This is a genomic window from Bacillus altitudinis 41KF2b (genome assembly GCF_000691145.1).
GTDB classification, from domain to species: domain Bacteria; phylum Bacillota; class Bacilli; order Bacillales; family Bacillaceae; genus Bacillus; species Bacillus altitudinis.
Window position 1 is genome coordinate 46,654 of sequence record NZ_ASJC01000002.1, and the last position, 20,752, is coordinate 67,405.

Sequence of the window (20,752 nt, forward strand, 5' to 3'; positions counted from 1 at the left end):
CTATTGTACGAGATCATCTCTTAAAAAGAAAAGCGGTTCCCCTTGAGGAGAACCACTTTCCATTATTCACTGATCTTGAATTTTTTAATTAAGTCACGCAATTCTTCCGCCATTTGGGAAAGCGTCGTTGAAGAAGAACTAATCTCTTCCATTGATGCCAGCTGTTCTTCTGCTGATGCCGCGATATCTTGAATACTTGCTGAACTCTCTCTCGATACATCTGCAATTTCATTCACTGCTTTAGAAATTTGCTCAGATCCTTTTGAAAGCTCACGAACTGTCGTATTCATTTCATTGATTCTTGTCGCAATTTCTGCCGTTTGCTGATTGATTTGTGAGAAGCTTTCTTTTGTTTGGTCTGTAATTGATAGACCATTTTTTACCTCTTCATTCACAGATTTGAACATATTTTGAGACGTTTCAATTTCAGAGACAATTTCTTTGACGAGTTTTTCAATCTCTTTTGCAGAATCTGATGATTGAACCGCCAGCTTACGGACTTCTTCTGCTACAACCGAGAAGCCTCTGCCTGACTCGCCCGCACGTGCTGCTTCAATGGCTGCATTCAGAGCTAGTAAATTCGTTTGATCTGCTATACCGTTAATGACACCTAAAATGTTGGTGATATCTTTTGATTTATGCTCTAATCCGTTGATCACACTTTCAGCTTCTTTCACTGAATGATCAATCGTTTTCATTTGGCCAACTGTCTGTTCAACAAGCTGTCCGCCTGTTTCTGCGACTTTTTTTGATTGAACCGATGATTCTGTAATGACATCAGATGTTTGTGCAACTTCATTTAGCCCTTCGTTCATTTGTTTCAAGTGGGCTGCACTTTGTTCCACCATTTCACTTTGATTTTCGTTTCCGTTCGAGAATGTTTCAATGGATGATGTAATATGTTCGGTTGCTTTTGTCGTTTGACCTGCACTTGCCGTCAGTTCTTCCGACGATGACGCCACGTTTTCAACAGATGTCTGTACAGCTTGGATCACATCTCTGAGTGACTCACTCATTTCATTAAAACTTGTACCGAGCTGACCAATCTCATCCTTTGACCGGACATCAATTTTCTCTGTTAAATCTCCTTCGCTAATCTTCTTAGAAGAGGAGACAAGCATGGAAAGTGGTTTTGTAATAGAACGGATGATAAAGAAGATGAGAATACCGCCAATGATGAGCGCACCAGCTAATATAATGGCCGCCATATTGAAGACTGGCTGCGCCGCTTCTTCTACTTCACTGACAAACATTGTACCGGCAATTTTCCAACCAGTCGCTTTGTTTGTTGTGAACTCCATTTGCTTTTCTTTCCCTTCAAACATATAACTCATTGAACCTTTGTCTTGTGTATAAAGCTTGTCTACCCAATCACCTGTTAATTTTGTTCCTGCTTTTTTCGTTGGATGTGCCACGTATGTTCGATCTGGGCTTCCGATAAAAGCATGACCTTCTTTACCAATATTGATACTATTAGACTCTTTTACTAGATTCGCAATGTCCAGGTTCATGGCAATAACACCAGAACCGTCCTCTAGTTTTTTAGAAATCGTCACAACAAGTGTACCAGTTGATGCGGTTGGGTATGGAGCGGAAACAGACAGCTCACCGTTTTTCGCCCAGCCATCTTTGTACCAATCCCGCTCAGTTGCGACATAATCAGCAGGCATTTTTTGATTTGGATATCTTGAGAACACTTTTCCATCACTTGAAGCAACAAAGATGCCTTCTGTGTCATCATTCATGCTCATGAATTGCTCAAAGCGCCCTTGAATATCAGTCGTTCCTTTTTGCCCCAGCTTTTTCTTCGTAATCCATTTGCTAAAGAAATCGGCTGCGTCTGTTTTTACTTTCACAACCTTCGTAATGTTTTTGTCCAGCTGTTCTACATTTTCCTTTGCACTTTGCATGATTTGATCATTTAAAGAGGTGCTCGCCGTATGATATGAAGAGAATGCCAATACGATAATTGGGCATAAAAGAATAAATAAGAAAGAGAAAACGAGCTTTTTTGATATCGATGGTTTTTTGAAATACTGTATGAAATTCATAAAAAAGAAAACTCCTTTTAGTAAGATAGTATATATATCGGAAGTACTACTAGGTTCTTTACTTTTTTAATTTATTAAAGTCTAGATAAGTCCAAAATACCCAAATTATGTGCAAAGAACGGAAAAACACCTGACGTCAAAATGTCAGGTGTTCCAAATTATTGACAAAGGGCTAAAATGAATTTGATTTTAGCCCTTTGTCTTCTTTTCAGCGTGATAGAAAACCTTTGCAGCCCTAGGAAGGACGAGTACTGGCGCGGAGCGAATTTGAATTCGTGAGCACCAGCACGCAGGACTGACACCGAATGCGAGGGTTTGTCTACACGCTGAAACACCTGACGCCAAAACGTCAGGTGTTCCACTATGACTCTTATATTTTAAATTGTTTGATGAGCTCTCTCAGTTCTTCTGCCATTTGGGATAAAGTGGCGGAAGATGAGCTGATCTCTTCCATTGATGCCAGCTGTTCTTCTGCTGAAGCCGCAATATCTTGGAAACCTGCGGAACTGTCACGTGAAAGCTCTTTGATTTGATTGACTGCTTGTGAAATATCGTTTGAGCCATGAGAAAGTTCTTGGGCTGATCCATTCATTTGTTTCATTTGTTCTGTCATTTCTGATGTCTTATGGGTGATTTTCTCAAAACTCACTTTCGTTTCATCTGTAATGTTTAATCCAGATTGAACTTCACCTGCTACTTGTCTAAACATCTTCTGCGACTTTTCAATTTCATCTACGATTTCGTTCGTCAGACTTTCAATTTCTTTTGAAGAGCTGCCTGATTGCTCTGCAAGCTTGCGAACTTCTTCAGCGACCACAGAGAAGCCTCTTCCTGCCTCACCTGCACGTGCGGCTTCTATCGCTGCATTTAAAGCAAGGAGGTTCGTCTGATCTGCAATGCCGTTGATAACTCCAAGAATGCTTGTAATGTCCTTAGATTTCTGTTCTAGCCCTGCAATCACAAGCTCCGCTTCTTTCACTGCTTGTTCAATCGTTTGCATTTGACCTGCTGTTTTTTGAACGAGCTCTCCACCAGCCTGAGCGGTTTTGCTAGACTCAATAGATGATTCCATCATATGAGAAGTCGTGTTGACCATATGTGATAAGCTTCGATCCATGTCGTTTAACTGGACAGAGCTTTTTTCGATCATCTCATTTTGATGTTCATTGCTGTTTGAGAACTGTTCAATAGATGAGGTAATATGCTCAGTTGCTTGGGCTGTCTGTCCTGCACTAGCTGTTAATTCTTCAGATGAGGCAGCCACATTTTCAATTGAATTCTGGACGGCTTGAATGACTTGTTTCAGCTTTGCCGACATATCGTTAAAGCTCTGTGCAAGCTTGCCGATTTCATCGTGTGTGCGCACCTCGATATGCTGGGTGAGATCCCCCTGACTGATTTTCTCAGCAGATTCAGAGAGCTCTATGAGTGGTTTTCGGATCGATTTAATAATAAAATAAATCGCGATTCCACCGATGACAATCGCAGCAGCCAGGATGATCATGGTTAAGTCAAGCACTGGCTGTGCAGCTTCCTTCACTTCGTTGACATACATGGTCCCCGCGAGCTTCCAGCCTGTCGCTTCATTTGTGTCATAAAACATTTGCTTCGGCTGTCCGTTGAATTCATATTCGAAACTGCCTTTTTTATTGTGATACATCTTTTCGATGAAATCGCCTGTCAGTTTCGTTCCGGCCTTTTCCGTTTTATGAGCAATGTAACGTTGGTCTGAGGTAGCGACAAACGCATAACCTTCTTGACCAATTTTGATGCTGTTTGTATCTTTCACAATCGTGTTCAATCGTACATTTATACCAATGACACCAGAACCATCTGCTAACTGTTCTGATATTGTGATGAGCAGGTCATCTGATGACTTGTCTGTAAAAGGATCTGAAATGATGAGTTTGTCATCTCCCATTGATTGTTGAAACCATGGTTCATTTTTTGCGCTTTTGGCACTGCCTTTATGGATCTCGGAATATTCAGTTAGTTTACCATTCTGATCTGCAACAAATACTTCTACGACATCGTCGTCTGTTTCCGATAGTTGCTCTAATTTCACCTTAAGTAAATCCTTATTTTTAGAGGCCAGTTCCTTTTTTTTCACCGATTTAGATAAATATGAAACAATATCAATTTTAGGCTGTACATCTTTATTGATCAATTCATTTAATTGATTCACACCATTTGCAGCGCTAGACATAATCTCATCATTGAGAGACTTAGACGCCACTTCATAGGAAAATGCGGCCAACACAAGAATGGGCACTAGGAGAATCGCTAAGAATGCAGTAATTAATTTCTTTGACATCGTAAAGTGCTTAAAAAAGTTGATTTTTTTCATGACTCTACTCCTTTTGGTTTATGATTTGGGATCATCCCCCTCTATTTTTAGGTAATACAGATTATTTTTCAAGGTGTAATGCTCGAAAACTCACCAAAATAAGCACATTTACCTATTTCTTTCGTTATATTCAGTTCAAAAAAGAACCCCCTAGCTGGAGGTTCTTTTCATTTTGTTTATTCGACTTTAAATTTGCTAATCAAATCACGTAATTCTTCTGCCATTGAAGAAAGGGTGGCAGAGGATGAGCTGATCTCTTCCATTGATGCCAGCTGTTCTTCAGCTGAAGCGGCAATGTCTTGAATATTGGCGGAGCTTTCACGTGATACGTCTGCAATTTCACGGACAGCCTCAGAAACATGTGCAGATCCTTTTGACAGCTGGACAACTGTTCGATTCATTGTTTGGAGCTGATCTGAGATTTCTTTGGTCATGTCGAAAATATTGTGGAAGCTGACTTTCGTTTGTTCAGTAAAGCTTAAGCCTGATTGAACTTCTTGATTTACTGCTGTGAATACTTCTTGTGATACATCAATATCTTGAACGATTTCTTTGATTAAGTTTTCAATTTCTTTCGCTGAGTTGGCAGATTGAACAGCAAGTTTTCTTACTTCTTCTGCTACAACGGAGAAGCCTCGACCAGATTCGCCAGCTCTTGCTGCCTCAATCGCTGCATTCAGCGCAAGTAAATTCGTTTGATCTGCGATGCCATTAATGACACCAAGAATCTGGGTAATATCTTTTGATTTGCTTTCCAGCGCACTGATGACATTCTCTGCTTTTTTCACTGATTGATCAATCACGTTCATTTGAGAGGCGGTTTTTTCTACTAGCTGTCCGCCTTCTCCTGCAATCTCTGTTGATTTGATGGATGAAGCGGTAATCGATTCAGCCGACTCATTCATGTGCTGAAGGCCTCTGTTCATTTCTTCTAACTCTTCTGAGCTAGATTCCACTTTATCATTCTGGCTTTCGTTACCAGTAGAGAATTGTTCAATGGCTAATGTAATATGCTCTGTTGCTTTACTTGTTTGTCCTGCGCTTGCGGTCAGTTCTTCTGATGAAGAAGCGACATTTTCAACGGAGGTTTGGACGGCACCAATGAGGGATCTTAATGAGTCAATCATCGTATTAAAGCCTTTACCAACTTGTCCTATTTCATCATCTGATTGAATCTGAAGTTTATCACGTAAATCACCATCGCTGACCTTTTTCGAGAAACGGGCCAGATTGGATAATCTATTTGAAATAGAGCGGACAATAAAGAAGATGAGGGTTCCTGCTACGATCAGTGTCACACTGAACACAATAATGGCTGTATTGAAAACGGGTTTAGCTGCATCCTCTACTTCTGATACGAGCATCGTGCCGCCGATTTTCCAGCCGGTTAGTTCATTGGTGACATAAGCTACCTTTTTATCTGTTCCATTGAGTGTATAGCTGCCGTTTCCTTGTTTGTTTTTAAAAATAATGTTCGCCAAATTCTCATTGACTTTGCTTCCTGGCTTTTGGGTTGGATCTGCTAACACGGTTTTATCCTTCTCCATGATGAAAGCATATCCTTTTTGACCTATTTTGATTTCTTTTAGCTTTTGAATGAGGCTGTCAATTTCCATATCAAGACCAATCACTCCTGAGCCATCTTTCGTTTTTTGGGCAATGGTGATGACCATTTTACCTGTAGATGCTGCGACATATGGCTTCGTGATGACTTGTTTACCATCAGCACTCATGGCCTCTTGATACCATGGACGCTCTCGCGGGTCATAGCCTTCAGGCATTTTTTGAACTGGGTATTGCATGAACAAACCCTTTTCTGAACCTGCATAAATGGCTGAGACATCTTTTTCATTAATTTTTCCATATTGCTGCAATTCTTTAATGGTAGCTTTTCTATTTTTTTCTTGAAGATTAGCCGCCTTGAGATCATCTGTAAACAGGGTCACAGCCTCTGCCTTGTTCCCAATATTCTCATCGATTAAGGTATCAAATGCATTGACCTGACTCATCGCACTGCCCATAATCTGTTTGTCTAACTCTGTCTTTGATGTGAAAAACGCACTAATGGTCAGTGCAACTGTTGGCAGTATAAGGACTACCAAAAAGGCAATAACTAATTTTTTAGAAATGGATGGTTTTTTGAACCATTGGATCATTTTTCCCATTTTCTCTTTCCCCCTTTACTTCTCTAAAGTTATTATCGGATGAAAGGTTTATTTTTAGAGGGCTGGAAATGACGTTTAAAAATAAAAAAAATACCCAGACAATTCTGGATATTTTTTCATCGTTTTTTAATCAATTTTAAATTGACTTGTCAGCTCTTTTAATTCCTCAGCCATATTGGCAAGTGTGACAGAAGAGGACGAAATTTCTTCCATAGATGCCAATTGTTCTTCAGCAGATGCCGCAATATCTTGAATGTTCGCCGCACTTTCTCTTGAAACTTGACGCATCTCTTGCATGGCTTGTGATACAAGTTTTGATCCGCTTGATAGGTCAACCGCTGTATCATTTAATTGAGTGAGTTTTTTCGACATACCTTCTGCCGCCTCATAGATGTTTTGGAAGCTTTCTTTTGCTTCTTCTGTCATCCCAAGTCCTGCATTTACTTCTCGGTTAACAGCTTTGAACATCTCTTGAGATTTGGAAATTTCCAATACAATTTCTTGGATCAGCTTTTCAATTTCTTTCGCTGAATCTGCAGATTGGACCGCTAGTTTTCTGACTTCCTCTGCTACGACAGAGAAACCGCGCCCTGATTCACCTGCTCTTGCTGCTTCTATGGCTGCATTGAGTGCAAGTAAATTCGTTTGATCTGCGATGCCATTAATGACATTTAAAATGCTCGTAATATCTTTAGATTTGTATTCTAATTCTTTCATGACTTGTTCGGCTTCTTGTACAGATGTATCGATATGTTTCATTTGATTCGCTGTGCTTTCAACGATACGTCCGCCTTGTCCAGCCGCTTCTGTCGATTGAATGGAGACAGCAGTCACTTCTGATGAAGTTTGTGACATACCTTGTAATCCTTCATTCATTGCGACAAGCTGATTCGTGCTAGATTCGACTTTCTCATTTTGTGCTTCATTCCCATTTGAGAATTGTTCAATCGACATGGTGATATGCTCTGTTGCCTGACTCGTTTGGCTGGCACTAGCAGTCAGCTCTTCTGAAGCTGAAGCCACATTGTCGACAGATTGCTGGACCGCTCGAATAACTTCACGCAAAGATTCACTCATCTTGCTAAAGCTTCTTGTGAGGTCTCCTATTTCATCCTTCGATTTGGTTTCGAGGGTTTCCGTTAGATCCCCTTCACTCACCTTTTCGGAGAAATCAACAAGCCTTCTAAGTCCAATTGTGATGGAGCGAACGATAAAGAAGATCGCAATACCGCCAAGGATAAAAGAAGAAATTAAAAGAATAATGGCAGAATTCCAAACTGGCTGTGCTGCTTCTTCTGTTTCTGATACAAACATCGTTCCAGCAATTTTCCAACCTGTTAAATCATTTGTCACAAAAACGAGACGTTTTTGCTCTCCTTTATTCTCATAAGTTGATGTTCCTTCTTTGCTGCTGTAAAGGATTGATGAAATATTTTCAGTCACTGCAGATCCCGATTTTTCTTCTGGATGAGCGACAATCTGTTTGTTTTTATTTGCAATAATTGGATATCCTTCTCGTCCAATTTTAATGTCTTTGATTTTATCGACAATGTCTTGAACTTCAATGTCGATTCCTATTGCTCCAGACCCGTCCTTCAAGCGTTGGGCAATTGTGACAACCATGCTGTCTGTTGTGGCTGAGACGTATGGATTGGTGACAACAGGTTCACCTGTCTCGTCCTGCATCGCCGCTTTGTACCAGTCACGAGTTGTTGGGTCATAGTCCTTTGGCATATCCACTTTAGGATACTGAATAAAGTCACGATTTTTACTTGCTGCATAAAATCCAACTACATCATCTTCATTGATTTTACTGTATATCTCAAAATGCTCATACAGTTCGTCCTGGTTTTTCTTTTTAAAGTCTGCAGCACTGGATGTTTCGGTAAACAGTTTGACTGCGTTCTCCTTATTCAAAAGCTTTTGCTCGATCATGTCATTCAGCTCATTGACTCTTGCGTTGGCTCCGTACATGATTTCATGATCTAATTCTTCTTTGGCAATCTGATATGAAATCGTACTGAGTGTAATGATAGGCAAGACGAGAACAAGTGTGAATGAAATAATCAGCCTTTTAGAAATCGATGGTTTTTTCAACCATTTTATGATACTTTTCATGTTTTTCCTCCTTTTAAACGTTATGTTTTATATCGGACAGCTTCATATTATTTTCATGTTTTTCAAATAAAAAGGATGTCTTTTTGTTTATTTTCACAAATTGATTCCTTGCCCAAGCATCCCGCATACGCTAATACAAAAGGGGGCGCTTTTCATATGATTATCCTTTCAGGACAGCCAGTGACAAATGAGCAGCTGGCATCGTTTCAGCTAGAAGGACAAAAGCGGATCATTTTGATGCAGTTACAAGCCTCAAATGATACGTTCCGTTATAGGCAGGCATCTGATTTGTTATTTGAGGTGACTTTACGATCGAATATCATGAATGCGGCAAGAGATTTGAACAAGAGCGGTGCCTCATTTGCTATCTTTCAAAGGTCCCGTGCGAATGACGCCTATTGGCGTGTATCAGAGGCCGGAGCGTTAGAACTGCGCTATCAAGTCGAGCCATCTACAGGGATTAAAGACATCTTTGAAAATGGCTCAAAATATGCCTTTGAATGTGCCACAGCGATTGTCATTGTGTTTTATATGGGAGTCTTGCAAACGGTAGGAGACGAGAAGTTCAATCGAAGACTTAGAAGTTTAACACTGTATGACTGGCACTATGATACATTGTCCATTTATACAGAGCGTGGAAATGATTTTATCTATGGGGATTGCCTATATTTCGAGAATCCAGAGTTTAGCTATCAACAGTCTCAATGGCGCGGAGAAAATGTGATTTACTTAGGGGAAGATCAATATTATGGGCATGGGCTTGGGATCTTAACAGCTGCAGAGATTATTGATAAATTAAATGCCAGAAGACGGCCAGGGGCGGTTCAGTCCGCTTATTTACTGCCGCAGACTACTAGGATGGATGTTATTTATCTCAGGCAAATGTTTGGTAGCTAAAAAGGGCCTCTTGTCTATAGGTTATGACAAGGGGCCTTTGTATGCCTTGCGTTTGCGGTAATCATGGAGCGTGCCAAGCATTGTGTTTGCTAGGATTTCCATTTCTTCTAGATCGTTTCTTGTGACTGGAGGGTCGTGCTGATTCCATTTGACATAACGAACGAAATAGTAATGACGAATGGGGGTAAGGACGGCAGGGGAGTGCGGAAAATCATCAAATAGAAATTCAATTTGTCCTTTTTTCCGATATGAATGTTTTAAGATTTCCATCCTGTCACACCACCCATTATCAAATTATTTCTGCGTGAGTTCATGCATGATCTCTTCAACGGTTAAAATCGAGAGAATGCGGCCAACCCCCTGACCTGCCCAAAGAGCCATTTGTTCTCGGTTTCCTGCAGCAGCTGCCGCTTTTCGCATCGGTGTTGTCCATACGTGCTGTATGGGATAAGGAAGAACCCGGTCTTCATTTCGTCTTTCTTCCTCCATCCACTGATTGACAATACCTCTGGCTTTTTTTCCAGAGAAAAGCCGTGTCATCGCTGTTTCACTGCCTTCTGCCTGTAACAGCGCCTTTTTGTACACATCTGCCGCAGCACTTTCTTGACTCGCTAAAAATCGTGTCCCTATTTGAACCGCATCCGCTCCAAGTGCTAGTGCTGCTTTCATAGTGGTCCGGTCTGTGATCCCTCCAGCGGCGATCAATGGGATATGACAGACGGATCTGACATCACTGATCAGGGAGAAAAGTCCCTGCAGAGCATCTCCCTTTGAAGGTAAGAAGGTGCCTCGGTGCCCTCCTGCTTCACTTCCCTGCAGGACAACGGCATCCATTCCTTTTTCTTCTAAAAGTAGTGCTTCTTCTTTTGTTGTAGCTGTTCCGATGAGAAAGATCCCCTTTTGTTTCAGGTGATGAATTGTTTGTTCGTTTGGACAGGCAAATGTAAACGACACAGCTGGGACTTCTTCTTCTTGAAGAATCTTGATTTTTTGTTCATAGTCCTTCCATAATTCTTCTTCTCTAGGGATCATCTGTGCTTCTTGTATGACAGGCAGCCGGTCTGTCCAAAATGATACATCTTCTGTTTTCGTTTCTGAAATGGGTTCAGGGACAAACACATTCACTTGAAATGGACGAGATGTCAGCTGTTTGACCTGTCTGATTTGCTGCCTCATCTTTTCTGGCTGTACATAACCACTTGCTAAGCTACCGAGACCGCCATATTGTGAAACAGCGGCGACAAGCTGCGGCGTCACCGCTCCTCCTGCCATTGGTGCTTGGATGATGCCATGTTCAATTTGAAGTAACGCTGTGAATTCTCCCATCTTCTCCCCGCTCCTTACTCGTTAGTTGACACCTGTATATAAAAGTGACGATGTCTCGGTCCGTCAAACTCACAAAAATAGATTCCCTGCCACGTTCCAAGCACAAGATCACCATGATGGACAAGAACGTGCTGAGATGCCCCCACATAACTAGCTTTCATGTGTGCTGCTGTGTTGCCTTCCATATGACGATCTTTTGGATGTTCCCACGGAAAGACTTCGTCAAGCCGGCGCAGCATATCTCGTTTGACGTCTGGGTCGGCATTTTCATTAATGGTGATTCCAGCCGTCGTATGTGGACAATAGACCATAACCGTTCCGTTTTGAATCCCAGTTTCCCGGACATATTGCTGAACTTCATGGGTAATGTCTATCATGTCATCGTGTTTGTCTGTTTGTACGTTGATTTTTTTCATTTCTCTGCTCCTTTTGATCATGTCTATAAAACCATACCCTTTTTATGTGAAACCAATCACTGCCGGTTGGCAGAAACAAATCTTCTTACCTAAAGTTTACCAAGCAAAAAAACCTCGTCAATAGCTCCGAGGTTTTTAGGAAAAGTGAACCTTTTTTACTTCTATGGTTCGAATATGATGATCTTCTGCATCGACAATTTTAAATTCACAGCCTTCTGCTTCAATGATATCTCCAATGTCAAAATCAATTTTATGCGTCATCATCCACCCTGCAATTGTATCAACATCATCATTTTCAATCGCTAAATCCAATAAATCATTTACTTCATCGATCAAGGCTTTCCCATCCATCACATAATGAAAGTCACCTTTTTTCACAATATGAGGGGTTTCATCTTGATCATATTCGTCCCGAATCTCCCCCACAATTTCTTCTAATATGTCTTCAACTGTGACGAGACCTGCTGTTCCGCCGTATTCATCTACAAGCACCGACATATGAATCCGTTCCTTTTGCATCAAAATCAGCAGTTCTTGAACCGGTGTACTTTCAATGACACGAATAACAGGGCGCATTAAGTCTTCAATGGACACCTCTTGATTGAGAAAACTTGCTTTAAATACGTCTTTGCTATTGATCACACCAATGACATGATCTTTATCTTCTTTAATGACAGGATAACGGGTATACCTTTCGTTCAGCATATAATGCGTCACGTCTTCCAGGCTCTGTTCAATTTCAATGGCAGAGATTTCTGTGCGCGGGATCATGATCTCTCTCGCCACTCGGTTATCAAATTCAAATATTTTATTGACATATTTGTATTCAGATTGGTTGATCTCGCCCTTTTCGTAGCTTTCAGAAAGGATGAGACGCAATTCTTCCTCACTGATCGCCACTTCATGTTCTTTGACAGAATGAAAACCAAATAATTTCACAATGCCTCGTGCAGCCCCATTTAATGCTTTAATAAACGGGTACATGACTTTATAGAAAAAAATAAGAGGTTTTGCCGTCACAAGACTGACGGCTTCTGCCTTTTGAATGGCAATCGTTTTGGGAGCAAGTTCCCCAACGACAACATGCAAAAACGTAATGATCACAAAGGCAATGATAAACGATATGATGTCTGTCAAAGCGGAATGAAGCCCTGCCTTTTCAAAAAGCGGATGCAGGAAATGTTCCACTGTTGGCTCCCCTAACCACCCTAAGCCTAATGCCGTGATGGTAATACCAAGCTGACAGGCAGATAAATATTCATCAAGGTTGGTTGTCAGTTTTTGAACATGAATGGCTCTCTTATCACCGCTTTCAATCAGCTGATTGATTTTTGAGCCTCTAATTTTCACAATCGCAAATTCAGTGACAACAAAAAATGCTGTCGCAGCAATGAGTAATAGGACTAAAAATACGTTTAAAATATACAAAAAAACCCTTACCTAACACGGGTAAGGGCTCACCTCCTCTGGCGTCAATTAATCATTACGGCCATTTAGGAAGATCATTACAAAACGGAGCAATTCAAACAGGGAGACAAGGGCCGCTGCTACGTAAGTAAGAGCTGCAGCATTTAACACCTTGTTCACGCCTCTTTCTTCACTGCTTCTAATGATTCCTTCTGAAACAATGATATTCTTTGCACGAGAACTTGCGTTAAACTCAACAGGCAATGTCACTAGCTGAAAGAACACAGCAGCTGAGAACAGAACGATCCCAAGCCCGATTAAGTTAAGGCTGCCGAGCAATAATCCACCTAGGAAAAGAAGCGGGGCAACACCAGATGCAAAGTTCACGACAGGGAAGATCTTATGTCTCAAGACAAGCGCACCATAGGATTCCTGATGCTGCAAGGCATGTCCAACCTCGTGTGATGCGACTGAAATGGCCGAAATGGAATGGCCATAATACACTGGTTCAGATAAACGAACCACACGCTGCGTCGGGTCGTAATGATCAGTCAAAGTTCCTCTTACCGGTTCAACGGGTACGTCGTATAACCCGTTGCGATCTAAAATATATCGAGCGGTTTCAGCACCTGTTTTCATACTGGCAGCTTCAACCTTTGAATACTTTTCAAAATTATTCTTTACTTTAAATTGTGCCCAAAAAGACAATCCCAATGCGGCAAATGTTAAAAAATAAAAAAACAGCATGCTCATCAGCTTCCTTTTTATTTTATATATTTATTTACAATTTTAATGACTTTTATGTAACGTGTACAGCAAAAAGCACTAGGTCTTTTTAAGGGGAATCACTACACCAATGAAAAAGAAGAACATTCCGATGCATGCTGTATAAAATGTCACCGTTCCATATAGGTCTTGAAAAAAACGAAGCCACGAGAAATCATTCATGAAATGGTTCACCGCATTTAAATCAAACACGAGTAAAATCACCGCAGATGATAAAAAGTGGGCGCCGATAAAAAGAAGTACGGTCTTTTGAACAAACGACATTCGCATTCCCTCCTTCTTCTCTCTTATTTTAAGATATGGGTTCTATTTCAATACATGACGATGATGAAAAATTGTTTCCTAATCGGGCATACTGACATTAGCAGTCTCCCTGAAAGGACGAGTTCGATGAAATCAAACCGTATCTTCATTGCCTGGCTAAGATGGCCTCTTTACGTTCGCATTGCGATCATCATCTGTTTCTTGCTTCTCTTTTTTGGACAATTAATCGTCATACTTGAACCAAAGCAGTATCATACGATCTTTGATGGGATCTGGTGGGCGCTCATTACAGTTTCTACTGTGGGATACGGTGATTTTGTGCCGCAAACCATGCCTGGGCAAGTAGCAGGAATGGCGCTTATTTTGATCGGCGCCAGCTTTGTCACTGCATATTTCGCCACACTTGCTGCCGCCGTATTTAGCAAACAACACCAGTATGTAGAGGGGAAGGTGGCTTTCAAGGGGAAGGGACATCTCATCATTGTCGGCTGGAATGAGAAAACGAACAAACTGCTTCAATCGTTTCAAACCATTGATCCCGCCATGCCGATTGTACTCATTGATGATTCCTTAAAGGAAGGACCTCTTTTAGAGAATGTCCATTTTATTAAAGGCCATGGTACAGAGGATGCCACACTTCGCAGAGCAAATATTATGAGTGCTGATACATTGATGATTACCGCCGACCAGCATGAAAATGAAGTGACGGCTGATATGCAGAGTGTCTTAACCTTGCTTGCGGCAAAAGGATTAAATCCTTCGTTATATTGTTTAATTGAAATTTTAACCGACCGCTATGTGAAAAATGCTGAGCGGGCTGGAGCCAATCAAGTCATCCATACTTCTGATGCCGTGAATCATTTAATGGTGGAGCATTTTCTTTTAAAAGAACAGCTCATGGCGTTAAAAATAAAAAGAAACATGACCCTCCATAAACAGATCACCATCATTCCAGTACCGGCTTCATTAGCTGGAGAGACATTCTTAACGGCACTTCATCATTTTCTAGAGCATCATGTGATCATTGTAGGGGTACAAAAAAAAGAAGGACCCATGATGAATCCTCCTTTTGGGTATGAGCTTCATCCAGAGGATGAGCTGATCAGCTTTTAAAGCAGTACATCTTCTAATTCTTTGACGAGTGAAAAGCCAATTTCGGCATAAGCCTTTGACACATCTCCGTCTTTCTCTTTCGGTTCTTGGAATTGGTTAAAAGATGCCCCTACATTTCCAACCATCGCATGGTCATCTAATTTATCTTGATAGACATGCTTTAAGAGAAATGGATGTCCCATTTTCACCACAACGCCTGGCTGATCCAGCTGTCCTTTCTCGGCTGTAAACGGAACTCTGAGAAAGGTATAGCCGTCACGGTTGTCAATTTTATAATCAAAATATCCATGATCATAATCCCAATTCCCATTAATGACATATCCGAGCGGCTTCATGTTTTCTTCTAAATGGTACAGTGAAAAGCTTTCACCAGTCAGCCTAGATGGTACATGAATCATACAGAACCCTCCTTTTTGTATAGGGTTCGTTAAAGAGAGGAATTCATACATTTGCCTTTCGTGATTTGCACATTGTTTGTAAAAGCAGCATCAAATAAGCTTTGGCTGGATAATGCATTTGTCTGGTTCGCACTGCCCGCTCCAGATGTTTCTTTCGTAGCACTCATTGGACAAATCCGCCCAACATTCCCAAAGTTAACGATGGCCTGCCCGGAAATGTCATGGATATAAATATGATTTGTTCTCATCGCTTCATCAACCTCCTCCATTGATTATTCTATGTATAGAGCTTAGGGAGGCTTGCACTGACACCATGAGAACATAAAAAAAGGCACACCTTATGCAAAGATGTGCCTTAGCGTGTAGACAAACCCTCGCATTCGTTGTCAGTCCTGCGCACTGGTGCTCACGAATGTCAAATTCGCTCCGCTCCAGTACTCGTCCTTCCTAGACTTCAAAGGTTTTCTATCACGCTAAAAAGAAGACAAAGGGCTAAAATACAGTTCATTTTAGCCCTTTGTCAACAATCTGAGGCACACCTTATGAAAAGATGTGCCTTTTATTCTTATGATTGTTTGAGACGGCTCTCAAGTTCTGCCTTTTTCTCTTCGAAGCCCGGTTTTCCTAATAAAGCAAACATGTTCACTTTATACGCTTCTACTCCAGGTTGGTCGAATGGATTGACGCCTAGTAAATACCCAGACATCGCACATGCTTTTTCGAAGAAGTACACGAGATATCCGAATGTATAAGCATCCATTTCAGGAATCGTCACAATCAGGTTCGGTACTTTCCCATCAGTATGAGCAAGCATTGTGCCTTCAAATGCTTTTTTATTGACGAAATCAACCGTTTTTCCTGCAAGATAGTTTAACCCATCAAGGTCTTGTTCTTCTGCTTCGATGACAAGTTCATGTCGTGGCTTGTCTACATTCACGATGGTTTCAAACAAGTCTCTTCTTCCTTCTTGTACATATTGACCAAGTGAATGAAGATCCGTTGAGAAGTTGGCAGATGAAGGATAGATTCCTTTTTCATCTTTCCCCTCACTTTCACCGAATAACTGCTTCCACCATTCTGCAAAGTATTGTAATCCTGGCTCATAGTTAATCAGCATTTCAATTGTCCGTCCTTTATTGTAAAGAACATTACGAACAACCGCATATTGATAAGCCGCATTTTCTGAGAGCTCAGATGAAGCGAAGTCTTCACTTGCTTTCGCAGCACCTTCCATCATTTGATCAATGTCTGCACCGCTTACAGCGATTGGCAATAGACCAACTGCTGTTAAGACGGAATAGCGTCCGCCGACGTCATCAGGGATGATAAATGATTCATAGCCTTCTTCAGTTGCTAATGTTTTGAGTGCCCCGCGTGCCTTGTCAGTTGTCGCATAGATGCGTTTTTTCGCTTCTTCAGCACCATATTTTTCGATAAGGAGCTTTTTAAAGATACGGAACGCAATGGCTGGCTCTGTTGTTGTACCAGATTTTGAAATCACGTTAATGGAGAAATCGGCATCTTCTAGCAGATCCATTACATCTGTTAAATAAGAAGAACTGATGTTGTTTCCAATAAAGATGATTTGCGGTGTTTTGCGTTTGCCTTTTGGCAAAGTATTATAGAAAGAATGGTTTAAAAACTCAATGGCCGCACGTGCCCCAAGATAAGATCCACCAATTCCAACAACGAGTAATACATCAGAATCAGATTTAATCTTTTCAGCACTTTTTTGAATGCGGGCAAATTCTTCGCGATCATATTGCTTCGGTAAGTCAACCCAGCCTAAATAATCACTGCCAGCACCCGTTTGTTCATGAATATTATGATGGGCCACCTTCACAAAATCTTTTAAATATGTAAGCTCATGTTCTTGAAAGAAAGGTAACGCTTTCGAGTAGTCAAATTGAATATGTGTCATCGCTTGTAAGCCCTCCATTACGTTAGTTCTGTCCCTTTCACTTTAGCGGAACTAGCTATTGAAATCAAGTGATCGTCATTGATGCAGCAAAAAGCCGCTCCTCATGAAGAGAAGCGGCCATCCAAATTATAGAGAAGCTTTCAAAATCGCTAAAATGTCATCACGGCCAAGTTTCATAAAGTTACCAAAACCACCATATTCCATTTCTTTTGCTGCGATGTCAGCAATTTTGTCCAGTTGATCTTCACCAATATCATAATCCGCTAAACGACTCGGTGCACCGAGGCTTGTCCAGAAGGCTGACAGCTTGTCGATTCCTTCTAATGCGATGTCACGATCCGATTTTCCTTCTGTCTCAATGTCAAACATGTTCAACATGAGATTTTTAAAACGTTCGACATTATGATCAAGTGTATGACGCATCCAGTTTGGGAAGAGGATCGCAAGTCCACCTGCATGCGGAATGTCATAGACTGCTGATACTGCATGCTCAATCGTATGTGATGCCCAGTCGCCAAAATAGCCCATTTGCAGCGTGCCATTTAAAGCAATTGTTCCTGCATAAAGGATGGTTTCACGGTGCTCATAGTTTTGTAAGTCTTCAAGTAGCTTTGGTGCTGTCTCGATGACTGTTTGAAGAACAGCAAAACACATCCGATCTTGTAGAGGCGTGTTTTTGACATTATGGAAGTATTGTTCAAATACATGACTCATCATATCAACCATGCCATACACCGTTTGATTCTCTGGCACAGAATATGTGTGCTCAGGATCTAAAATTGAAAAAGCAGGGTGCGTGACTGAACTGCCCCACACATACTTTTCATTTGTTTCCCAGTTCGTGATCACAGAATCCGGGTTCATTTCTGAGCCTGTCGCTGCAAGTGTCAATACTGTGCCAAATGGCAGTGCTTTTTGAGCGGTCGTTTTCTTTGAAATAATATCCCAAACATTCCCATCATATTCAGCTCCAGCTGCAATGGCTTTTGTACAGTCGATGACACTTCCCCCACCAACTGCTAATAAGAAATCAATGTTCTCATTTTGGCAAATGTCGATCCCTTTTTGCACTGTAGTGAGACGAGGGTTCGGTTCAACTCCTGACAGTTCAAATACGTCAGCCTCTGCTTCATTTAAAGCGCTGATGACCTTATCATAAAGACCGTTTTTCTTAATACTGCCTCCACCATATACAAGAAGCACTCGTTTTCCATAACGAGCGAGTTCGCTTTTTAGTCCGTCTAGTTGTCCTTTTCCAAACATCAATTTCGTTGGATTATAGTAAATAAAGTTCTCCATCTGTTCTACATCTCCTTAAAACATTTATATCCAAAAACATGAAAGACTACTGTAACATATGTACATGCAGAACTCAAAAAAGATAACTGCTTAAAAGCAGCTATCTTTTCCATGTTCGATTATAAAGAAGCGTTTAAAATAGCTAGAACATCTTCTTTGTTCAGCTTTTTAAATTGGCCAAATTCACCACGTGCCATTGCACGGTCTGCAATCAGATCAATTTTCTCATCGTTGATGTCATAGTCAGCTAAACGGTTTGGTGCGCCTAGACTTGTCCAGAAAGCAGAAAGTTTTTCGATTCCTTCTAAGCCAACTTCTTCGTCTGTTTTGCCCGCAGGGTCTACATCGAATACACGCACTGCTAATTGCTTGAAGCGACCTGGGTTTTCTTGAATGACATGCTTCATCCAGTTCGGGAACAAGATCGCAAGTCCGCCTGCATGAGGTATGTCATACACCGCAGATACCGCATGCTCAATATTGTGAGATGCCCAGTCTCCGCGTGCACCCATTGAAAGCATTCCATTCAGTGCAATGGTGCCTGTGAATAAAATCGTTTCACGAAGCTCATAGTTTTCCAAATCATTGATCAGCTTCGGTGCTGTTTCAATGACCGTACGAAGAAGTCCTTCACACATACGATCTTGGTAAGGTGTATTCTCCGTGTGATGGAAATATTGTTCAAACACGTGAGACATCATGTCAACCATGCCATAAATCGTATGGTTTTTTGGCACAGTAAATGTATTGACTGGGTCAAGAATAGAGAATTTAGGGAAGACAGCTGGACTGCCCCATCCGTATTTCTCATTTGTTTCCCAGTTTGTGATGACGGAGCCAGAGTTCATTTCAGAACCTGTCGCAGCAAGTGTTAATACTGTACCAAATGGGATGGCTTCCATTGGGACATGCTTACGAGTGACGATATCCCAAGCATCTCCATCGTATTTCGCACCAGCTGCGATCGCTTTGGTTGCGTCAATGACACTACCGCCGCCGACTGCCAAAATAAAATCAATTTGGTTCTCTTTGCAAAGCTCAACCCCTTTTCTAACCGTTGTTAAGCGCGGGTTTGGCTCAACACCAGCAAGCTCAGTAATTGTAGCTCCTGATTCTTTTAAGATACTGACAACTTGGTCATAAAGGCCATTTCGTTTAATGCTGCCTCCACCATATACAAGCAATACGTTTTTTCCGTAGTGTTTTAGTTCATCTGAAAGGGCTGATACTTCTCCCTTTCCAAAGATTAATTTCGTTGGGTTCCAATAAGTAAATCGATCCATGTGATCTCCTCCTCGCGCTACATTATGCGCCTCTTTCATTCCAAAAGTAAAGTAATTTGCTTTCATCCATTTTCTTACGCATAGTTTGGCTAAAAATCTGCAAAATATAAATGTATTGATACTGTAGCGAAAGGAGGAATCACGATGAGTGCTATTCAACGTATTGCCCTCGTGCTCACGATTATCGGTGCTATTAACTGGGGACTAATCGGCTTTTTTCAATTTGACTTAGTAGCAGCGATCTTTGGCGGTCAAGGTGCTGCATTATCACGTATTATTTATGGTCTTGTTGGAATTGCAGGTCTTGTTAACCTTGGTCTATTATTCAAGCCAAGTGAAGAAGCTGTCCGCCGTGACGAGCCGAATCCAGAGGTTCGCTAACAAAAAGACATAAAAAAGGCTGCCTATATGAGGCAGCCTAAGGCACCGTTTGAAGCGGTGCTTTTTTTATTTCTTGATAAGGTCTTTACGGTTTGATTGCTCAATCCACTCTTCAAGTTTATCTTTCAGTGTATTGAAACCTTGTGGTGCAGCAGCTTCTTCTTTCACTTGCTGTGGTCTTTGTTTCTTTGGTTTGCTTTCTTTTCTTTCTGGTGCATCTTGCGTTGCACGGATAGAAAGGCTGATTTTACCAGCATTTTCATCAACAGAAAGAACTTTCACTTGTACTTCGTCACCAATTGAAAGGTGCTCGTTGATGTCTTTTACAAAACCGTGTGTCACTTCAGAAATGTGCACAAGTCCTTGAGTTTCTTCATCTAATGCAACAAACGCACCATACGCTTGTAATCCTGTTACTTTACCAGTGTAAACACTGCCTACTTCAAACTTTGTCGCCATGATAACAACTCCTAAATAAATGTTTTAATATTCGTTTATACGCAATTAAAAACTATATCACAGAACGGTCTTTTACGCAAAATATTTTTTAATTGGGTTTAGATCCGTTCAAAAGGGGGAA

Annotated in this window: 19 protein-coding genes and 4 pseudogenes; 3 read left to right on the forward strand and 20 right to left on the reverse strand. The window is 41.2% G+C overall.

What is annotated here, in order from left to right; genetic code table 11:
* Nucleotides 1-62: 62 nt before the first annotated feature.
* The 8 genes and pseudogenes from BA79_RS19910 to BA79_RS19945 form a co-directional block, all read right to left on the reverse strand.
* On the reverse strand, nucleotides 63-1,016 hold the full coding sequence (locus BA79_RS19910; RefSeq protein ID WP_375803961.1) for a methyl-accepting chemotaxis protein: 954 nt from the start codon (nucleotides 1,014-1,016) through the stop codon (nucleotides 63-65).
* A pseudogene (locus BA79_RS19915) lies at nucleotides 1,008-2,051 on the reverse strand (HAMP domain-containing protein); the annotation flags it as partial. The gene BA79_RS19910 and the pseudogene BA79_RS19915, both read right to left, overlap by 9 nt.
* A gap of 370 nt (nucleotides 2,052-2,421) precedes the next feature.
* On the reverse strand, nucleotides 2,422-3,369 hold the full coding sequence (locus BA79_RS19920) for a methyl-accepting chemotaxis protein (protein ID WP_394804981.1): 948 nt from the start codon (nucleotides 3,367-3,369) through the stop codon (nucleotides 2,422-2,424).
* Nucleotides 3,361-4,398, reverse strand: a pseudogene (locus tag BA79_RS19925) (HAMP domain-containing protein); the annotation flags it as partial. The gene BA79_RS19920 and the pseudogene BA79_RS19925, both read right to left, overlap by 9 nt.
* Nucleotides 4,399-4,574: 176 nt before the next feature.
* Nucleotides 4,575-5,525 carry a methyl-accepting chemotaxis protein gene (locus BA79_RS19930; RefSeq protein ID WP_370529239.1) on the reverse strand — a complete coding sequence of 317 codons (951 nt, stop codon included), beginning with the start codon at nucleotides 5,523-5,525 and terminating at the stop codon, nucleotides 4,575-4,577.
* A pseudogene (locus tag BA79_RS19935) lies at nucleotides 5,520-6,563 on the reverse strand (HAMP domain-containing protein); the annotation flags it as partial. The gene BA79_RS19930 and the pseudogene BA79_RS19935, both read right to left, overlap by 6 nt.
* 126 nt (nucleotides 6,564-6,689) lie before the next feature.
* Nucleotides 6,690-7,640, reverse strand: coding sequence for a methyl-accepting chemotaxis protein (locus BA79_RS19940; protein ID WP_370529240.1), 951 nt, complete (start codon nucleotides 7,638-7,640; stop codon nucleotides 6,690-6,692).
* Nucleotides 7,632-8,681: pseudogene (locus BA79_RS19945) on the reverse strand (cache domain-containing protein); the annotation flags it as partial. The pseudogene BA79_RS19945 and the gene BA79_RS19940, both read right to left, overlap by 9 nt.
* A 156-nt stretch (nucleotides 8,682-8,837) precedes the next feature.
* On the opposite strand from BA79_RS19945, the gene BA79_RS04275 reads away from it, so the two are divergent.
* Nucleotides 8,838-9,578: a protein-glutamine gamma-glutamyltransferase gene (locus BA79_RS04275; protein WP_008345763.1), complete on the forward strand. Its 741-nt coding sequence runs from the start codon at nucleotides 8,838-8,840 to the stop codon at nucleotides 9,576-9,578.
* 21 nt (nucleotides 9,579-9,599) lie between these two features.
* On the opposite strand, the gene BA79_RS04280 is transcribed toward BA79_RS04275, so the two are convergent.
* From BA79_RS04280 to BA79_RS04305, 6 genes are all read right to left on the reverse strand, one after another.
* Nucleotides 9,600-9,848 carry a hypothetical protein gene (locus tag BA79_RS04280; RefSeq protein ID WP_017358966.1) on the reverse strand — a complete coding sequence of 83 codons (249 nt, stop codon included), beginning with the start codon at nucleotides 9,846-9,848 and terminating at the stop codon, nucleotides 9,600-9,602.
* A gap of 24 nt (nucleotides 9,849-9,872) precedes the next feature.
* Complete coding sequence (locus tag BA79_RS04285) at nucleotides 9,873-10,904, reverse strand: nitronate monooxygenase (protein WP_035701172.1); 1,032 nt, start codon at nucleotides 10,902-10,904, stop codon at nucleotides 9,873-9,875.
* A gap of 14 nt (nucleotides 10,905-10,918) precedes the next feature.
* The gene (locus BA79_RS04290) at nucleotides 10,919-11,320 is read right to left on the reverse strand and encodes a secondary thiamine-phosphate synthase enzyme YjbQ (protein WP_008345770.1); all 402 of its coding nucleotides are present in this window, start codon (nucleotides 11,318-11,320) and stop codon (nucleotides 10,919-10,921) included.
* 135 nt (nucleotides 11,321-11,455) lie between these two features.
* Nucleotides 11,456-12,748 carry a hemolysin family protein gene (locus BA79_RS04295; RefSeq protein WP_007500537.1) on the reverse strand — a complete coding sequence of 431 codons (1,293 nt, stop codon included), beginning with the start codon at nucleotides 12,746-12,748 and terminating at the stop codon, nucleotides 11,456-11,458.
* Nucleotides 12,749-12,796: 48 nt separating this feature from the next.
* Nucleotides 12,797-13,471: a zinc metallopeptidase gene (locus BA79_RS04300; RefSeq protein ID WP_024719711.1), complete on the reverse strand. Its 675-nt coding sequence runs from the start codon at nucleotides 13,469-13,471 to the stop codon at nucleotides 12,797-12,799.
* 81 nt (nucleotides 13,472-13,552) lie between these two features.
* Nucleotides 13,553-13,777: a YuzI family membrane protein gene (locus BA79_RS04305; protein ID WP_008345775.1), complete on the reverse strand. Its 225-nt coding sequence runs from the start codon at nucleotides 13,775-13,777 to the stop codon at nucleotides 13,553-13,555.
* Nucleotides 13,778-13,903: 126 nt separating this feature from the next.
* On the opposite strand from BA79_RS04305, the gene BA79_RS04310 reads away from it, so the two are divergent.
* The gene (locus BA79_RS04310; protein ID WP_035701175.1) at nucleotides 13,904-14,890 is read left to right on the forward strand and encodes a potassium channel family protein; all 987 of its coding nucleotides are present in this window, start codon (nucleotides 13,904-13,906) and stop codon (nucleotides 14,888-14,890) included.
* On the opposite strand, the gene BA79_RS04315 is transcribed toward BA79_RS04310, so the two are convergent.
* From BA79_RS04315 to BA79_RS04335, 5 genes are all read right to left on the reverse strand, one after another.
* The gene (locus BA79_RS04315; RefSeq protein WP_024719713.1) at nucleotides 14,887-15,288 is read right to left on the reverse strand and encodes a YugN-like family protein; all 402 of its coding nucleotides are present in this window, start codon (nucleotides 15,286-15,288) and stop codon (nucleotides 14,887-14,889) included. The genes BA79_RS04310 and BA79_RS04315 overlap by 4 nt on opposite strands.
* Nucleotides 15,289-15,317: 29 nt before the next feature.
* The gene (locus tag BA79_RS04320) at nucleotides 15,318-15,536 is read right to left on the reverse strand and encodes a spore germination protein (protein ID WP_035701178.1); all 219 of its coding nucleotides are present in this window, start codon (nucleotides 15,534-15,536) and stop codon (nucleotides 15,318-15,320) included.
* Between the two features lie 317 nt (nucleotides 15,537-15,853).
* Entirely contained in the window at nucleotides 15,854-17,209 is a 1,356-nt protein-coding gene (locus BA79_RS04325; RefSeq protein WP_017367943.1) for a glucose-6-phosphate isomerase, read from the reverse strand.
* Nucleotides 17,210-17,335: 126 nt separating this feature from the next.
* A complete protein-coding gene (locus BA79_RS04330) occupies nucleotides 17,336-18,508 on the reverse strand; it encodes an iron-containing alcohol dehydrogenase (protein ID WP_008345787.1) in 1,173 nt (390 codons plus the stop codon).
* 119 nt (nucleotides 18,509-18,627) lie between these two features.
* Entirely contained in the window at nucleotides 18,628-19,791 is a 1,164-nt protein-coding gene (locus BA79_RS04335; protein WP_008345790.1) for an iron-containing alcohol dehydrogenase, read from the reverse strand.
* A 144-nt stretch (nucleotides 19,792-19,935) separates the two neighbouring features.
* Between BA79_RS04335 and BA79_RS04340 the strand changes: the two genes are divergently transcribed.
* On the forward strand, nucleotides 19,936-20,172 hold the full coding sequence (locus BA79_RS04340) for a DUF378 domain-containing protein (RefSeq protein WP_008345792.1): 237 nt from the start codon (nucleotides 19,936-19,938) through the stop codon (nucleotides 20,170-20,172).
* A gap of 66 nt (nucleotides 20,173-20,238) precedes the next feature.
* Here the strand turns inward: BA79_RS04340 and yugI are convergent, their stop codons facing one another.
* Entirely contained in the window at nucleotides 20,239-20,631 is a 393-nt protein-coding gene (gene yugI / locus BA79_RS04345; protein ID WP_007500519.1) for a S1 domain-containing post-transcriptional regulator GSP13, read from the reverse strand.
* Between the last annotated feature and the right edge of the window lie 121 nt (nucleotides 20,632-20,752).

Excerpts from the sequence above, each read along its gene's own strand:
- BA79_RS04275 (WP_008345763.1), top strand. The coding sequence starts at position 8,838 with ATGATTATCCTTTCAGGACAGCCAGTGACAAATGAGCAGCTGGCATCG.
- BA79_RS19920 (WP_394804981.1), bottom strand. The coding sequence starts at position 3,369 with ATGTCGGCAAAGCTGAAACAAGTCATTCAAGCCGTCCAGAATTCAATT.
- BA79_RS04280 (WP_017358966.1), bottom strand. The coding sequence starts at position 9,848 with ATGGAAATCTTAAAACATTCATATCGGAAAAAAGGACAAATTGAATTT.
- BA79_RS04340 (WP_008345792.1), top strand. The coding sequence starts at position 19,936 with ATGAGTGCTATTCAACGTATTGCCCTCGTGCTCACGATTATCGGTGCT.
- BA79_RS04330 (WP_008345787.1), bottom strand. The coding sequence starts at position 18,508 with ATGGAGAACTTTATTTACTATAATCCAACGAAATTGATGTTTGGAAAA.
- yugI (WP_007500519.1), bottom strand. The coding sequence starts at position 20,631 with ATGGCGACAAAGTTTGAAGTAGGCAGTGTTTACACTGGTAAAGTAACA.
- BA79_RS19940 (WP_370529240.1), bottom strand. The coding sequence starts at position 7,640 with ATGAGTGAATCTTTGCGTGAAGTTATTCGAGCGGTCCAGCAATCTGTC.
- BA79_RS19930 (WP_370529239.1), bottom strand. The coding sequence starts at position 5,525 with ATGATTGACTCATTAAGATCCCTCATTGGTGCCGTCCAAACCTCCGTT.
- BA79_RS04320 (WP_035701178.1), bottom strand. The coding sequence starts at position 15,536 with ATGAGAACAAATCATATTTATATCCATGACATTTCCGGGCAGGCCATC.
- BA79_RS04285 (WP_035701172.1), bottom strand. The coding sequence starts at position 10,904 with ATGGGAGAATTCACAGCGTTACTTCAAATTGAACATGGCATCATCCAA.
- BA79_RS04335 (WP_008345790.1), bottom strand. The coding sequence starts at position 19,791 with ATGGATCGATTTACTTATTGGAACCCAACGAAATTAATCTTTGGAAAG.
- BA79_RS04315 (WP_024719713.1), bottom strand. The coding sequence starts at position 15,288 with ATGATTCATGTACCATCTAGGCTGACTGGTGAAAGCTTTTCACTGTAC.
- BA79_RS04290 (WP_008345770.1), bottom strand. The coding sequence starts at position 11,320 with ATGAAAAAAATCAACGTACAAACAGACAAACACGATGACATGATAGAC.
- BA79_RS04310 (WP_035701175.1), top strand. The coding sequence starts at position 13,904 with ATGAAATCAAACCGTATCTTCATTGCCTGGCTAAGATGGCCTCTTTAC.
- BA79_RS04305 (WP_008345775.1), bottom strand. The coding sequence starts at position 13,777 with ATGTCGTTTGTTCAAAAGACCGTACTTCTTTTTATCGGCGCCCACTTT.
- BA79_RS19910 (WP_375803961.1), bottom strand. The coding sequence starts at position 1,016 with ATGAGTGAGTCACTCAGAGATGTGATCCAAGCTGTACAGACATCTGTT.
- BA79_RS04325 (WP_017367943.1), bottom strand. The coding sequence starts at position 17,209 with ATGACACATATTCAATTTGACTACTCGAAAGCGTTACCTTTCTTTCAA.